Raw genomic sequence first — 13,275 nt, 5'->3', positions numbered from 1 at the left:
AATTTGACGATATTAATAAAAAAGAGAGATCCAATCATTGGGTCTCTCTTTTTTTATCATAGGTAAGAAGTAATAATATATAACTGCCTCTTACTTCAATAGTAGCTTAATCCTAACCCGCTTTAGCCTTGTTAGCGGCCTCCGCCTGACGACGCGCTTCTTTTTCCGCTTTACGTTTTTCCATCACTTCAATGACGTCGCTGCCAATATGAGCTTCTCCGCGTTGTTTAGCCAATTGCATTTGATACTCACGCTCACGAAAACGTGCTTTTTGCGCTTCGGTAGCTTTATCAATACAATGTGGGCAAGACTCACCTTTACTATAGGCGGCGCTTTGCTTATCCGCTTCGGTGATTGGCATCCGGCAAGCAAAACACTGATCGTATTCGCCCTTTTCTAGATCATGATTTACTGAAACTCTATTATCAAATACAAAGCATTCACCTTCCCACATAGAGTCGCTGGCAGGTACTTCTTCTAAGTATTTTAAAATACCGCCTTCTAAATGATAGACCTCTTCAAAACCTTGCTCGCGCATAAACGCTGTTGATTTCTCGCAGCGAATACCGCCAGTGCAGAACATCGCTACTTTCTTATGCTTATTAGGGTCTAGCTCTTTTGCCACATACTCTGGAAACTCGCGAAAGGTCTCAGTGTTTGGGTTGACCGCGTTTTGAAAGGTACCGATTTGAACTTCATAATCGTTACGGGTGTCGATTAAAATGACTTCTGGGTCTGAGATCAGCGCATTCCACTCACTTGGCTTCACGTAGCGACCAACCGATTGTAATGGGTCGATATTTTCTACGCCCATAGTAACGATTTCTTTTTTTAGCTTTACTTTGGTGCGATAAAAAGGCTGCTCATCGGTATAAGACTCTTTGAAGGTAAAGCTGCCAATCGCTTCGATACTACGCAAATAACCAAGGACGTTATCAATGCCTTCACGGTTGCCGGAGATCGTGCCGTTAATACCTTCACTGGCAATTAGCAGGGTGCCTTTAACGTCATTTTCGAGCATGGTATTTAAGATCGGTTCGCGATATTGCTCAAAGTCAGTAAAACGGGTAAATTTATACAGCGCCGCCACGACGATATTGTTGATCTCGCTATCGTAAGCCTTGGCTTTTTTTGCATCGTGATTTGTATTACTTATGTTTTTTGGGGTAGTACTCATAATATCTCCTGCGGGCTAGGTCGCAAACCTAGTGCAATAAGTTTAAAAGTTTATAGATAACACTAGCTTAATTGTGGAATTAGCTAGCGGACGTAGTGTAGCAAATTTTGGTAGGTTTTTGAATAAATTGCTGTTATCAAGAGAGCTATCATGTAAAGTTTAAAGTTATCTGTGAAAGTATTAATGACCATAACTACATCAATGGAGATGACACATGAGTGACCAAGCAACTAACCCATCTAGCAGTCCTTCTATCGGCTCGCCTATCAGCCGCTATCCGGTACCGTCTTTAGACAACTTACCTGAGGATATTTTAGAACGTATATTGGCAGTACAAGAAAAAGCTAAATTTATTCCTAATGTATTTTTAGCTTTGGCACACCGGCCAGCGGAGTTTAGAGCTTTTTTTGCTTACCACGATGCTATTATGGAGCGCGAGGGTAGCACGCTAAGCCCTGCTGAAAAAGAGATGATCATTGTCGCCACTAGCGCCGCCAATGGCTGCCAATATTGCGTGGTGGCTCACGGCGCGCTACTGCGCGTGTTCTCAAAAGAGCCGCTGCTCGCTGACCAAATCGCAGTCAACTACTTGCATGCGCTTATTAGTCCCAAGCAAAAACAAATGCTAGCCTTTGCTCTAAAAATTTGCCGTACACCAGAGCTTATTCAGGATGCTGATTATATAGCGCTCAAAGAACACGGCTATGACGACGAGGATATTTTAGATATTGCGGGTATTACCTCGTTTTTTGGCTTATCTAATAGAATGGCGATTGTGATGAATATGCAGTCCAATAAAGAGTTTTATACTATGGGACGTGTGCCAAGAGAATAGAGTTTTTAAATAACTTATCAGTTAAACAAAAAAATCCAGCTTATAAGCTGGATTTTTTATTGACTAGAAACTCAAAGCTTATTTACTTTGGAACCAACGATCGGCTTGACTGCGCGCATTAGCGATATCTGAGCTGGATAAGTTCAAGGCTAACTGGCCGATTTTGCCACGTGCTTTACTACGTACTTTTTCATCGAGCATGCCATCACGGGCCGCAAGATCATACCACTTATAAGCATCAACTAGGTTCTTTTGCTTCTCATCAAGTAGCGCCAAGGTATAGCTGGCACGGTTGTCACCGCGCATCGCGGCTTTTTCAAGCCAAACGCGAGCTTGCTGCAAGTTGGGCTGCACGCCTTCACCGCGCAGATACATAATCGCTAAATTAAGCTGGGCAGGAGCAACGCCTTGTTCAGCCGCGCGGGTATACCACTGAATGGCTTGCTTAGTATTTTGTGCAACCCCTTCACCTTTTTGTAAGCGTTTGGCAAGATAAAACTGCGCATGATCATTACCTTGCGCAGCGCGAGCAGACAAATCACTAACACTCATCAGCTCAAAACGTGACGTATCAAGGGGTACGTTCGATATCAGTTCGGCATTGGCTAGACCAGCACAAGAGAATAATGCAGTAAATAAGGCGGCTTTCAATAGTTTCATAGCAGCTCCAAAATTAGGCAGTTGATAAGCAGTGGATAAAATTTGCTACCGAAATTTAAATAATGAGATAGCAACAATATATCCATTACAGTATTGGCTTACCTAAATATTAGCAGGGACGCAGATGCAAATACGAATGCAAAATAAATACTAAATGGATAGATAAGCAAAAATATTAGAAGTGTCATCGACACTATTTGGCTAGCTTACCATTCGAAGTTACGAAACTCAAATACTAATTACCTCATTTAACACGTTTTGAGCGGTCTTAGTTTGTAACAAAACCAGATAATTACTGTGTAGCAAGTGTAAGTATACTGAGAATATACATTAAGTAAGACTCGCCTTAAAAAATAGGGGTCAGTTAACAATAGGTAATGGGTATAAGGCAGGTTTTATAGTTTTAACGTCTTTGATGTTTGGTCACCCGATAAATAGCAACATCAGCTAAAAGGTTAGGGGCATGTCTTATAAGACTAGTCATCAAAGCAGAATGGCCTTTATCTGAATCGCTCACTGCAAAACGATTGATGATATGAATATCATGTTGAGCACAAAGCTGCTCAAAATCTTTAAAGGTACACAGATGAATGTTCGGCGTGTTATACCACTCGTATGGTAATGCTTCAGATACAGGCATCAGACCCTTTAAGCCAAGATGAATTCGGTTTTGCCAATGCGCAAAGTTGGGAAAGGTAATGACCGCTTCACGAGCCACGCGTAGCATATCGAGTAATAATAGATCCGGTTCTTTAACCGCTTGTAGGGCGCGCGCCATGACTACAGTATCGAAGCTGTCATCGGCAAAACGGCCTAGGCCATCATTGAGGTCTTGCTCCACAATAGATAATCCTTTAGCGATGGCGTCATTGATTTTGTCCTCATCAATCTCTATACCATAGCCAGTTACGCTAAGGTTTTGTTGCAAGTGTGCTAATAATTCGCCATTACCGCAGCCCAAATCTAGTACGTGCGAGTGCGGGGCAATCCAGCGCTCAGCCAGTTGATGATCCATTCTCACAAACGCTCTCCTTTTGTTTATTGATTGACTGATTGAGGGGTAGCAATGAACGGCGCGGTTAAAAACCCTCTGATCGCACCCATGTAACGCGGAATATCAAATAAGAACGAATCATGACCGTGCGGGGCATCGACATTGATATAGCTGACCGGCTTACCAGTAGCCATTAGGGCATCGACAATCTCTTGTGAGCGCTCGGGGGCAAAACGCCAATCGCTGGTAAAGGACACAATCAAATACTGACACTGAGTATGAGCAAAAGCGGTTTTAAGCGCAGTGAGTTCTTGATGGGTGTTACTGGCGTCATCGCTAGCGGCTGCATAATCTTCAAGCTCATCTTTTATAGTAGCGGTTGTGGTTTTTACTGATTCTGCAATAGAAGACTCCAGCGGTTCTACAGAGTCTATAGCATAGTCGCGGGTAGGATCAAAATAGTCCAAAGCCTTGGTCATCAGCAGATAAGTATTAGCATCGAAGTTTTCGCTAAAGCGCTCGCCTTGATAGCGTAGGTAGCTCTCTACCTGAAACTCAACGTCGTAGCCGTACATAAATTTGCCTGACTTAAGATCGCGGCCAAATTTGGCTTTCATCGCATCATCAGTTAAATAAGTGATATGCCCAACCATGCGCGCTAATATTAGCCCGCGGCGCGGGTAGGTGCCAGCTTGTAAGTAGCGCCCGTTCTTAAAGTCAGGATCAGACAAGATGGACTGGCGGGCGACTTCGTTAAAGGCAATATTTTGCGCAGATAGCTTAGGGGTGCTGGCGATAACCACGCAGCGTTTGAGGCGATCAGGATAATCAACTGACCACTGCATAGCTTGCATGCCGCCCATAGAACCGCCAACAATCGCATGCCAAGCTTTTATACCTAAACGATCTGAGAGCATGGCTTGGGTTTTGACCCAATCTTTAATGGTGACTAGCGGAAAGTCAGGGCCATAAACTTGCGGTTCATTATCATCAGTTATACTATTGGGATTAATAGTTGTGGGGCCCGTTGAGCCAAAGCAGCTACCGATATTGTTGACACAAACGACAAAAAATCGATTGGTATCAATGGCTTTATTCGGGCCAATCATATTATCCCACCAGCCCGCTTTAGTATCGTCAGCGCTGTGATAGCCTGCGGCATGATGACTACCAGATAAGGCATGACAAATTAGAATCGCGTTTGATTTATCAGCATTGAGCGTACCATAAGTTTCTACCATCAAGTCAAAGGAGGGTAGAGTGCGATTACACTCAAGCGTCAATGGCTCAGCAAAGTGAAAATTCTCTGGCGTAACAATGCTCACTGAGCCAACTGAACCATTAGAATTAAATCGCTTATTGCCAGACTGATTATCAGCATAGCCATTAGGGGTATCGGGACGTGTGCTCAAAGCTACCTCACAGGACAACAATTATCGATAAAATACAAGATATATCGCTATACAATACGTTATGTTCGCCTATTGTATGGCGATGAGAGCACGAGCACAACCTTCATGCAAAGTGTTTATGTTCAACAGGCGTAAATAACTTAATCAGCGAACTATAGGCTGCGTATTAAATTGTATAGCGGCTATATTTGTCCTGCGATTCATAGCGATAAGATGCTAAACTAACGGCAGTTTTGTGCTTAGTTTTGCTGCTACAACCTTTTAATAACTTTCAATAGAATGTACTGCTATGAAACCTGAATTGCCTCCGCGTATTGCTGTGTTGCTGATTAATCTTGGTACCCCTGATGAGCCTACTGCGCCTGCGGTACGTCGTTATCTACGCCAGTTTTTATCAGATACTCGAGTGATCGAGATTCCAAAACTCTTATGGGCTATTATCCTTAATTTATTTGTGTTGCCTAACCGTCCTAAGCGCGTGGCGGAAGCTTATGCCAGTATTTGGGATGGCGACTCGCCCATGCGCAATATATTAAATGAGCAAGTGGCAATACTTGAGCCGCGCTTGGCTGAGCGTGCCGAGCCATTTCGGATCTCGGTGCATGCAGCGATGAGCTATGGCAATCCAGGTCTGCCCGATGTGATGGATAAACTACGTGCCGAGGGGGTCGATCATTTTGTTATGCTGCCTTTGTTTCCGCAGTATTCAGCCACCTCAAGCGGCGCGGTGTATGATGCAATAACTAAGTGGACACTTAAGCAGCGTAATTTGCCCAATATTACCATAGCTAAAGATTATTTTGCCCATCCTTTATATATCAAAGCCTTGGCCGACAGTATCCGTCGTTTTCAAGCTAAGCATGGTAAGCCTGAAAAGCTTATGTTTAGCTTTCACGGTATTCCGCAGCCTTATGCTGATAAAGGCGATCCGTATCCCAAACGCTGCAAATGTACCGCCGCGCAAGTGGCACATGAATTAGGACTTAAGGAAGACGAATGGATTATTAGTTTTCAGTCGCGCTTTGGTAAGCAAGAATGGGTCAAGCCTTATACCGATGTGGTGCTAGATGACTGGGCAAAATCGGGTGTGCGTTCAGTACAGATTCTCAGCCCTGCGTTTTCAGCCGATTGTTTAGAAACGCTAGAGGAGCTAGCTATTGAAAACCGTGATAATTTTTTGAATGCTGGCGGGCAAGAATATCATTATATTCCAGCGCTCAATGCAGATGACGCGCATATTGATTTGATAGAAGCGCTAGCTGCGCCATTAGTGCAGGGCTGGACGGGTACGCTAGATGGCTGGGTCTAATCTTCTTAAATCCAAAACCGCTTTTTAACGACAAAAAGCACGCTCACTAATATTGGGCGTGCTTTTTAATTGAGACTAACTTGTCAAGTCGTATGACAAGAACTTAAAAATCATCGTCGTTAGTGCGTTCAGCAGCTTCGCTATCAGCGATATCCGCAATATCGGGATAATCGTCATCGTCAAGATTGCCTTCTACTAACAAATCAGGCACTTGTTGCTCATCAACATTTTGACGATGCATAGGGGTCAGACCTTGGGTCGCGTCAGTGCCGACCTCTGAGTTATCAAACCCTGCAGTATTATCAATCACATCGTCATTATCAAAAGTGCGCAGCATAGGGTTTTCTAGATCGACGAGTTGGTCGTCTTTGTCCATGTCAGTACTTTTATTGCTATCGATGCTATCCATCTCTTCTGGTAGTGGATTTTTTGGGTTTTCCATAAGTCATTCCTTAATTTTTATGATAGGTTAATGGTTGTAAGTAGTGTGCGACCTTTTAGTTGCTACTGCTAGTAGCAAGGTGTCACAGGATGTTCAAAAAATGTAAGAAGGTCGTTATGATAAGTAGTCAGCTACCAGTCGCGGTATCATTTATAAGTGTTGTAGTCGCACTGAGCGCTTGTGATCGTCTGCCTATTGGCAGTACCTCTACTGCTAACCATGCTAATACTAAACTTAATTTAAAGCTGCCTCAAATTGTTGATGCCAATCTGCCAGCGCCCACGACAATTATAGAGTGTGGGGATTTAATATCGAAGCAAACTTTGACTATAAAAGGTCATAGTGCGCTGAGTCAAGGTTGCGATTTAACAGGTAAATCAATACGTTTTATACTCGATAGCTCGCACAGCTCACTTAACTGTCAGGGTGCGACATTTAGCACTAGGGCGGACGATGAATCAAACGCTAGCGCCATTACTATTCAGCCTAAAACTGATACCGCTATTGAAGATATCGCATTAGCCAATTGTCACGTTGATGGCTACGGACACGCGCTGCACATTCGCCAATACAGTAATCCTAATCAGCGTTACGCGCGTGGTCTCACTGACCCGGCAGCCAATCGCGCGCTGGCTCCACAAGATATTCGCGTCATCAATGTCAGCAGTCTCAATAGCAAGAATAGCGGCATATTCGTCGGTGACCATGTAAGCCAAGTCACTTTTGAGCAAGTGCATGTGCAAAACGCGGGCACGGTGGGGCTTTATTTGGAATTTGGTAGCCGTAATAATGTCATCAAAGATTCGGTCTTTGTCGGTAATGGTTTTCGCAGCTTCAAACCCAATCGTGAAGCCATCGCTGTCGATTCATCAAGCAACAATCGTATAGAGAACAACACTTTTATTCATAATGGCGCCGGCAGCATCCTGTTATACCGCAACTGCTTTGAGCACGCCAATGATCCAGCGCGCAGCAATCATTTTAAACGTACCGAGTCTAGTCGTGACAATATTATTAGCGACAATCTATTCCAAGACGAACCAGTTGGTGTTTGGGTCGCCTCAAGACAATCACGTGATCTTAAAGGCTTTGAGTGCGGTGCTTATGAGATTAAAGAGACCTTATTTGCCCGTTATCATCTGGACAGTGCCAAAGATAATACGATCACGAACAACCGTTTTGAGCAAGTAGAGCAGGGTATTATCGTTGAAGACGATGGAACGCTTATCGAAGGCAATACCTTTGATGCAACAGTAGCTCAACCTATTACTGTCGGCTCTGATATTCGAGAAGCAAGCACTGCTGGCGCGGTAAAAGATACGGTGATTAAAGACAATATTTTTATCGATAAAATGCTTGCGCAAGCTATCAAAATAACGGACGCCAGCAAAAAGGCCACCGAGATTCGGTAGCCCTAACGTTGATTATAGATTTAACAGATATAAAGACTATGAACCAATCTTACTATTTACAAAGCGAATTACAGGATCAGGGGTAACTTGTGAGAGTTTATGAAAAACCTTGGCTGGCATACCAATAGGGTAGTGGGTACGTGACAGCTTACGATTAGGACGGCTGCACAATTTATATAAGCTCTTGGCAATATCGTCAACGGTTAGATGGATACCCAAACGCTCGATACTGGTGACGGCGATATCTTTGGTCATATCCGACTTGACCCATAGCGGCATGACGTCAATGACTTTGATACCTAGAGCAGCATATTCAATATTCAAACCTTCGGTAAGACCACGAACGAAGAATTTGCTGGCGGCGTAGTTAGCAACCTCAGGCTGACCGTAGATGGCAGAGGCAGAAGACACGTTGATGATTTTACCGTTTTTGCTATCCGCCAGATAAGGCGCAAGCTTATGACAGCCGATCAGAACGCCTTTACAGTTGACATCAATCAAAGATAATTGCTCATCTAAGTCCGTCTCTGGCAACGCACCGCTGACCAGTAAGCCGGCGTTATTGATTAAAATATCGATGCTACCGAAGTTGTCAATCATTTGCCGGGTAGCCTCATCCCATGAGTCTGGCTGAGTGACATCAAGCTGACCGGTAATAATACGATCTTTTTTATTAGGCTTTTTAAAGGTTTTATCTTTGATGGCGTGCTCAAGCGTATCCATATTAGTGGCAAACAGACCGACGTTATGACCTTTTGTAGCCAAACGTTTGGCAGTGGCAAGACCAATACCACGCGACGCGCCAGTGATTAAAATATTCATAGTTTCACCTAATAGTTGGGTTAATGATTGAATTTTTTTAGTATAGCAAAGCGGTAGAGAGCATAACATGGTGTCTTTGCTACAAACTATTAAGGTGTGAGTTTGATTATTGACGTTTTATAATTTTATATTCTAAAACCTTTTATCTTGGCTGAGTGCTTCAAATAAACTTATCATTATCTTAGGATACGATACAAATGATAACCGGGCTAAATCATATTACGCTGACAGTGCAAGATTTAGATATATCTTTGAAGTTTTATACCGATATTCTAGACTTTAAAGCAGATGTACGCTGGGACAGCGGAGCATATCTCCATTTAAATGAGCTTTGGCTATGTCTTTCGGTAGAAGCAACTACGCCTGCTGAAGGTTATACGCATTTTGCTTTTTCTATTGAGCAGGCTGATTTTGAAACCTTTCTAGGTAAGATAAAAACTAATAAAATTTTCGAATGGAAACAAAATACCAGCGAAGGGGACTCGTTATATTTTCTTGATCCAGACGGGCATAAGTTAGAAGTACATACAGGTGATCTACAATCTCGGCTAGAGAGCTTGAAAACTCAGCCGTATGCTGGTCTTAGATGGTTAAACTAACGAGCTTTCTTTAAAATTAAACGTTATCAACTTTAGCGATCAAAGCTAACGTGCCTCCAACTCAAATTCTGTTTTAGTTGCCAAGCGCTTTTCAAAATCTACCAGTCTAAAGCTCAATAAGTAAAACAGAGCAATGGCGTATATCGTATCTTCGCTCAATTCTTCAACCATTATACCAAGATCATGAGGGAAGCCAATCGCGTTCTCGCCCATATACTGTATGAGCGCTAATACCGCTACACTAATATATATCAGGAGCGCTGTACTTTTTAATAGCGCCCACAAATAGCGCCATGAATAAACCAATAACCCAAGAGTTAAGATGTAAACGACTAAGAGTACGCTATCTTCCCACCAGTCATAAGAGTAACTGAGAAATGAGAAGTCGCTAGCAATAAATAGGTCTGGTAAATAGTTTAGTTCTCTACGCAGTACGATTAAAAATACAAAAACTGAGGCTAGCCAAAAGTAGTGGCCTCGCTTGATATGGCTTTGCATCGCATACTGTAAACTGCGCAGTAAGCAGAGCACCAAGATAATATTACCCAAAATCTCAATAATGCCATTCTCGTTGAAAATATTACTCTCCTAAATTATAGAGCTAAATCTAAAGAAAAAAGCGAGCAAAATAGCTTACTTTTATCGCTAAGACGGGTGTTATAAAAAGATAAATTCTAGTACATCATTATAACGGCAACATATGCATTTTTCTATTGTAAAGTTTTTCTAATCAATTGAATACTACTATTGATTTTTTTAATTTACCTTGTATATAGAAACGCTATCTTTTGAGCAACTATGCTATAGCCATACCACTTTTTTTCGTTCTAAGGAGCTAAAACAAAGCCTCCATTCGCAGCAAAGCAGAAGGGTAATGGTTTTTATCGTCTGTTTTGTCGTTGAGATAGTTAAGTTCCGTTTGGACATAAAACCACTCACGCCAAATAGGCTGACGGTAGCTGATGGCAGGGCCGTAACTGTTTAGTGTCGACTTATCGTGATCAAAATAACCGCTGGTCGCGATACCGTAGGCCAGCTGTTTTTCATTACCCAAGTAGTGCACTTGGCGCAGATCATTTACCCAATCTGTGCTCTCTTCATGGTTACGGTTGCGATAGCGAATGGTAGTGCGATTGTTGATGAATCTATCAGCACTAGTACCATATTTTAAATTCAGCGCCCCTTTAATGTAGTGTTTGCTATCAAGGCCATAGCGATAAAAGTTATCATTGCTGATCTTTAGTTTCTCGCCTTCATACCAGTCTTTATCCACGCTTACCTTGACATAGAGATCATCCACCGAGCGCACACCAAGATCTACATCCGTTTTTACACCCAGTTTATCTTCAATCTGATCATCAAAACGTGACCAACGTAGCGCAATGGACGCATTTTCATCTCGGGTTCTTCTAGTATCGATGAGTTTATCTGGATCGCTTATATCCTCATCTACATTGCTACCTGACTTTAGAAAAGTATCCTCATCCAAGTTGCCATCACCGATGATCAAACTTAGACGTTCCTCTAGCACCGGCAGGCGCAAACGTCCACGAATCCTAGGCTTAACCGTTACTTCATTACCTTCTATAGGATCGTCTGCCCAGCGTGTATCCAGTACCAGCCTTAAGCTAGTGGTAGCGGGTTTTTGGGGATCAGTCTCGCCAAACCAATCGTTCATCTCATTTGCCCATATATCCAATTTATCTTTGACTTTTTTACGCTTCTCATCTGTCCAGCCCCATTCAAAATTAGGTTGAGAATATAGAGGGGTTGATTTGTCTAGTGCGGCATTGTCTAAGTGCAAATCTTCTAAAGCTTCTTCTTTGGCCTCTATATAAGTTGCCGCATCGGGTAAAGTCTCTGCCACGGCATAAGATAACAAGCTAAAGCTGACAAAGGTATAAAAGGTTAGAGTAGTGATATGAGATGATTTGATCATAGAGAGGTTTGGTTGCTTTTCCAAGACTGGATATTTGAGGTCGGTGTGGGTAAATAAGGGGTAATTATGTCATATATTGACAGCGATTTGAGGGTAGGTTGGTGTGGAAAGATGAGACACAACGAGTTTTTAGATGATTACTTGCTAAGATATCTTAAGTCGATCACCCGATGACAAAGCCTAGCAACCAGAGCGGCATCATGACTCACGACCAGTGTACCGACGTCACTGTGCTTAAACTTTTCAAGAACCGCTTGCCAAATTTGTGCCTGCGTAATCGCATCGAGCATGGTTGTCATCTCATCAGCAATAAGAAACTTGGTCTTTGGTCCCAGCGCTCTTGCCACACAGAATCGCTGCAGCTCGCCTCCTGATAACTCCCTCGGAAAGCGCGTGAACCACTCTTCTTCAATGCCTAAGGAATCTAATAGCGATTGATCAGGCTTCCAGCCCTCATGAAGCACTTTCCACATTTTCCAGCGAGGGTTAACCGCTTTTTCAGGGTGTTGAAAAACCAATTGCACAGGATGATAAGCCGTTTTAGAGATAGCTGACCCATCAAGCGTGACGCTTCCTTCTAAAGGCGCTTCATAACCCGATAGAATGCGGCAAAGCGTGGTCTTACCGGAGCCACTAGGCCCTATGAGCCCAACGATTTCGCCCGATTCTATCATTATATTCACTCCTCGAAACAACCAAGGTCCCTCCCCGTAGCGAAAGCCAATATTTTTGGCTTCAAGTTGCATGCAGACAACTCACTCTTCCGGTACGAAGGTCGCGCATATCTGGTTGTGCCTCATTGCAGGCAGGCAGCATAAGCGCACAGCGCGGCGCAAATAAACAACCAGGCGGCAAGTCGGTGGCTTTCGGCTGTGAACCTGGAATAGGAATAAAATCGTTTTGTGGCAAGGCACGCCACAAAGCCCGGCTATAAGGATGGCGTAGTCTCTCGCCGTCGCCGCTGAAATCTTCTACTGAGGCGATTTCAAGCGTGGTTCCGGCATAAAAGACCGCGATTCGATCGGCGATTTGTAAAGCCGCTTCAATATCGTGGGTAATGAACATAATGGTGCGCCCTTCATCAGCTAGATCTCGAAAGCTTTGCAGCGCCTCCTTTATGACCACAGGATCAAGTCCAGGCGTGGGCTCATCGGCGATAATAAGCTTGGCATCTCTGACAATAGCAGTCGATAACAAGGTTCTGCGCGCCATACCCCCAGAGAGCTCAAAAGGGTACATATCCTCAACCTCTGCGCCTAATTGCAAACGCTCAAATGCTGCTCTTTGCGCCTTAATGGTCGCTTCATCGTTTGTAGGCGACCTAACTTGCTTAGCTACGCGCATAAGAGGATTTAGAAAATTAACGGATTGCGGAATCAAAGCAATCTCACTGGCGCGTAATGATTCTTGCCGCTTAGCCGTCAATGCTTCCCCTTTATATTTGATAGTGCCACTCACGTTTGCATTCGCTGGCAAAATACCTAAAATTGAATGCGCGAGTAAACTCTTTCCTGAACCACTCGCTCCCACGATGGCTAGTATTTCACCTTTTTTTACACTCACGTCTAAACCTGAGACGACACTCAACTCTCTTTGTTTTAACCCACCTGTATATTGGTTAAACGATATCGATAAATCTTTTACTTCTAAAATCGACATCTATTTCTCCCTTAA

The 13,275-nt window shown here is 43.3% G+C and carries 14 protein-coding genes; 4 read left to right on the top strand and 10 right to left on the bottom strand.

All coding sequences use genetic code 11. The features are described 5' to 3' along the window. Positions 1-112: 112 nt before the first annotated feature. A complete protein-coding gene (gene trhO / locus ACR63N_RS12350; protein WP_472782103.1) occupies positions 113-1,177 on the bottom strand; it encodes an oxygen-dependent tRNA uridine(34) hydroxylase TrhO in 1,065 nt (354 codons plus the stop codon). A gap of 214 nt (positions 1,178-1,391) precedes the next feature. Here trhO and ACR63N_RS12345 point away from each other — a divergent pair, with 214 nt between their 5' ends. Beyond that, complete coding sequence (locus ACR63N_RS12345; protein ID WP_367104660.1) at positions 1,392-2,012, top strand: peroxidase-related enzyme; 621 nt, start codon at positions 1,392-1,394, stop codon at positions 2,010-2,012. Between the two features lie 78 nt (positions 2,013-2,090). Here ACR63N_RS12345 and ACR63N_RS12340 read toward each other — a convergent pair whose 3' ends face one another. The 3 genes from ACR63N_RS12340 to metX form a co-directional block, all read right to left on the bottom strand. Further along, a complete protein-coding gene (locus ACR63N_RS12340) occupies positions 2,091-2,672 on the bottom strand; it encodes a tetratricopeptide repeat protein (protein ID WP_367104661.1) in 582 nt (193 codons plus the stop codon). Between the two features lie 403 nt (positions 2,673-3,075). Further along, complete coding sequence (gene metW, locus ACR63N_RS12335; RefSeq protein ID WP_367104662.1) at positions 3,076-3,693, bottom strand: methionine biosynthesis protein MetW; 618 nt, start codon at positions 3,691-3,693, stop codon at positions 3,076-3,078. 17 nt (positions 3,694-3,710) lie between these two features. Further along, a complete protein-coding gene (gene metX, locus ACR63N_RS12330; protein ID WP_367108562.1) occupies positions 3,711-4,991 on the bottom strand; it encodes a homoserine O-acetyltransferase MetX in 1,281 nt (426 codons plus the stop codon). A gap of 376 nt (positions 4,992-5,367) precedes the next feature. On the opposite strand from metX, the gene hemH reads away from it, so the two are divergent. Next, positions 5,368-6,387: a ferrochelatase gene (gene hemH / locus ACR63N_RS12325; protein WP_367108443.1), complete on the top strand. Its 1,020-nt coding sequence runs from the start codon at positions 5,368-5,370 to the stop codon at positions 6,385-6,387. Between the two features lie 103 nt (positions 6,388-6,490). Here the strand turns inward: hemH and ACR63N_RS12320 are convergent, their stop codons facing one another. After that, complete coding sequence (locus ACR63N_RS12320) at positions 6,491-6,829, bottom strand: hypothetical protein (protein ID WP_367104664.1); 339 nt, start codon at positions 6,827-6,829, stop codon at positions 6,491-6,493. 116 nt (positions 6,830-6,945) lie between these two features. Between ACR63N_RS12320 and ACR63N_RS12315 the strand changes: the two genes are divergently transcribed. Further along, positions 6,946-8,241, top strand: a complete 1,296-nt coding sequence (locus ACR63N_RS12315) for a right-handed parallel beta-helix repeat-containing protein (RefSeq protein ID WP_472782102.1) — start codon at positions 6,946-6,948, stop codon at positions 8,239-8,241. 36 nt (positions 8,242-8,277) lie between these two features. Here the strand turns inward: ACR63N_RS12315 and ACR63N_RS12310 are convergent, their stop codons facing one another. Then, positions 8,278-9,063 carry an SDR family NAD(P)-dependent oxidoreductase gene (locus ACR63N_RS12310; RefSeq protein WP_367106581.1) on the bottom strand — a complete coding sequence of 262 codons (786 nt, stop codon included), beginning with the start codon at positions 9,061-9,063 and terminating at the stop codon, positions 8,278-8,280. A gap of 197 nt (positions 9,064-9,260) precedes the next feature. On the opposite strand from ACR63N_RS12310, the gene fos reads away from it, so the two are divergent. Then, complete coding sequence (fos, locus tag ACR63N_RS12305; RefSeq protein ID WP_472782101.1) at positions 9,261-9,662, top strand: fosfomycin resistance glutathione transferase; 402 nt, start codon at positions 9,261-9,263, stop codon at positions 9,660-9,662. 45 nt (positions 9,663-9,707) lie between these two features. Here the strand turns inward: fos and ACR63N_RS12300 are convergent, their stop codons facing one another. From ACR63N_RS12300 to ACR63N_RS12285, 4 genes are all read right to left on the bottom strand, one after another. Beyond that, positions 9,708-10,211: a hypothetical protein gene (locus ACR63N_RS12300; protein WP_367104668.1), complete on the bottom strand. Its 504-nt coding sequence runs from the start codon at positions 10,209-10,211 to the stop codon at positions 9,708-9,710. Between the two features lie 286 nt (positions 10,212-10,497). Continuing rightward, positions 10,498-11,601 (bottom strand): hypothetical protein, encoded by a 1,104-nt coding sequence (locus ACR63N_RS12295; protein ID WP_472782100.1) that lies wholly within the window; start codon positions 11,599-11,601, stop codon positions 10,498-10,500. 137 nt (positions 11,602-11,738) lie between these two features. Then, positions 11,739-12,347 carry an ABC transporter ATP-binding protein gene (locus ACR63N_RS12290; protein ID WP_367106585.1) on the bottom strand — a complete coding sequence of 203 codons (609 nt, stop codon included), beginning with the start codon at positions 12,345-12,347 and terminating at the stop codon, positions 11,739-11,741. Beyond that, the gene (locus ACR63N_RS12285) at positions 12,337-13,260 is read right to left on the bottom strand and encodes an ABC transporter ATP-binding protein (RefSeq protein ID WP_367106586.1); all 924 of its coding nucleotides are present in this window, start codon (positions 13,258-13,260) and stop codon (positions 12,337-12,339) included. Before ACR63N_RS12285 ends, ACR63N_RS12290 begins: the two co-directional genes overlap by 11 nt. Positions 13,261-13,275 lie beyond the last annotated feature (15 nt).

It is taken from the genome of Psychrobacter sp. M4 (genome assembly GCF_055699795.1).
Note: the sequence above shows the minus strand (reverse complement) of the source record. Positions and strands in the feature narration are given on the sequence as shown.

Excerpts from the sequence above, each read along its gene's own strand:
- trhO (WP_472782103.1), bottom strand. The coding sequence starts at position 1,177 with ATGAGTACTACCCCAAAAAACATAAGTAATACAAATCACGATGCAAAA.
- ACR63N_RS12345 (WP_367104660.1), top strand. The coding sequence starts at position 1,392 with ATGAGTGACCAAGCAACTAACCCATCTAGCAGTCCTTCTATCGGCTCG.
- ACR63N_RS12340 (WP_367104661.1), bottom strand. The coding sequence starts at position 2,672 with ATGAAACTATTGAAAGCCGCCTTATTTACTGCATTATTCTCTTGTGCT.
- hemH (WP_367108443.1), top strand. The coding sequence starts at position 5,368 with ATGAAACCTGAATTGCCTCCGCGTATTGCTGTGTTGCTGATTAATCTT.
- ACR63N_RS12320 (WP_367104664.1), bottom strand. The coding sequence starts at position 6,829 with ATGGAAAACCCAAAAAATCCACTACCAGAAGAGATGGATAGCATCGAT.
- ACR63N_RS12315 (WP_472782102.1), top strand. The coding sequence starts at position 6,946 with ATGATAAGTAGTCAGCTACCAGTCGCGGTATCATTTATAAGTGTTGTA.
- ACR63N_RS12310 (WP_367106581.1), bottom strand. The coding sequence starts at position 9,063 with ATGAATATTTTAATCACTGGCGCGTCGCGTGGTATTGGTCTTGCCACT.
- fos (WP_472782101.1), top strand. The coding sequence starts at position 9,261 with ATGATAACCGGGCTAAATCATATTACGCTGACAGTGCAAGATTTAGAT.
- ACR63N_RS12295 (WP_472782100.1), bottom strand. The coding sequence starts at position 11,601 with ATGATCAAATCATCTCATATCACTACTCTAACCTTTTATACCTTTGTC.
- ACR63N_RS12290 (WP_367106585.1), bottom strand. The coding sequence starts at position 12,347 with ATGCAACTTGAAGCCAAAAATATTGGCTTTCGCTACGGGGAGGGACCT.
- ACR63N_RS12285 (WP_367106586.1), bottom strand. The coding sequence starts at position 13,260 with ATGTCGATTTTAGAAGTAAAAGATTTATCGATATCGTTTAACCAATAT.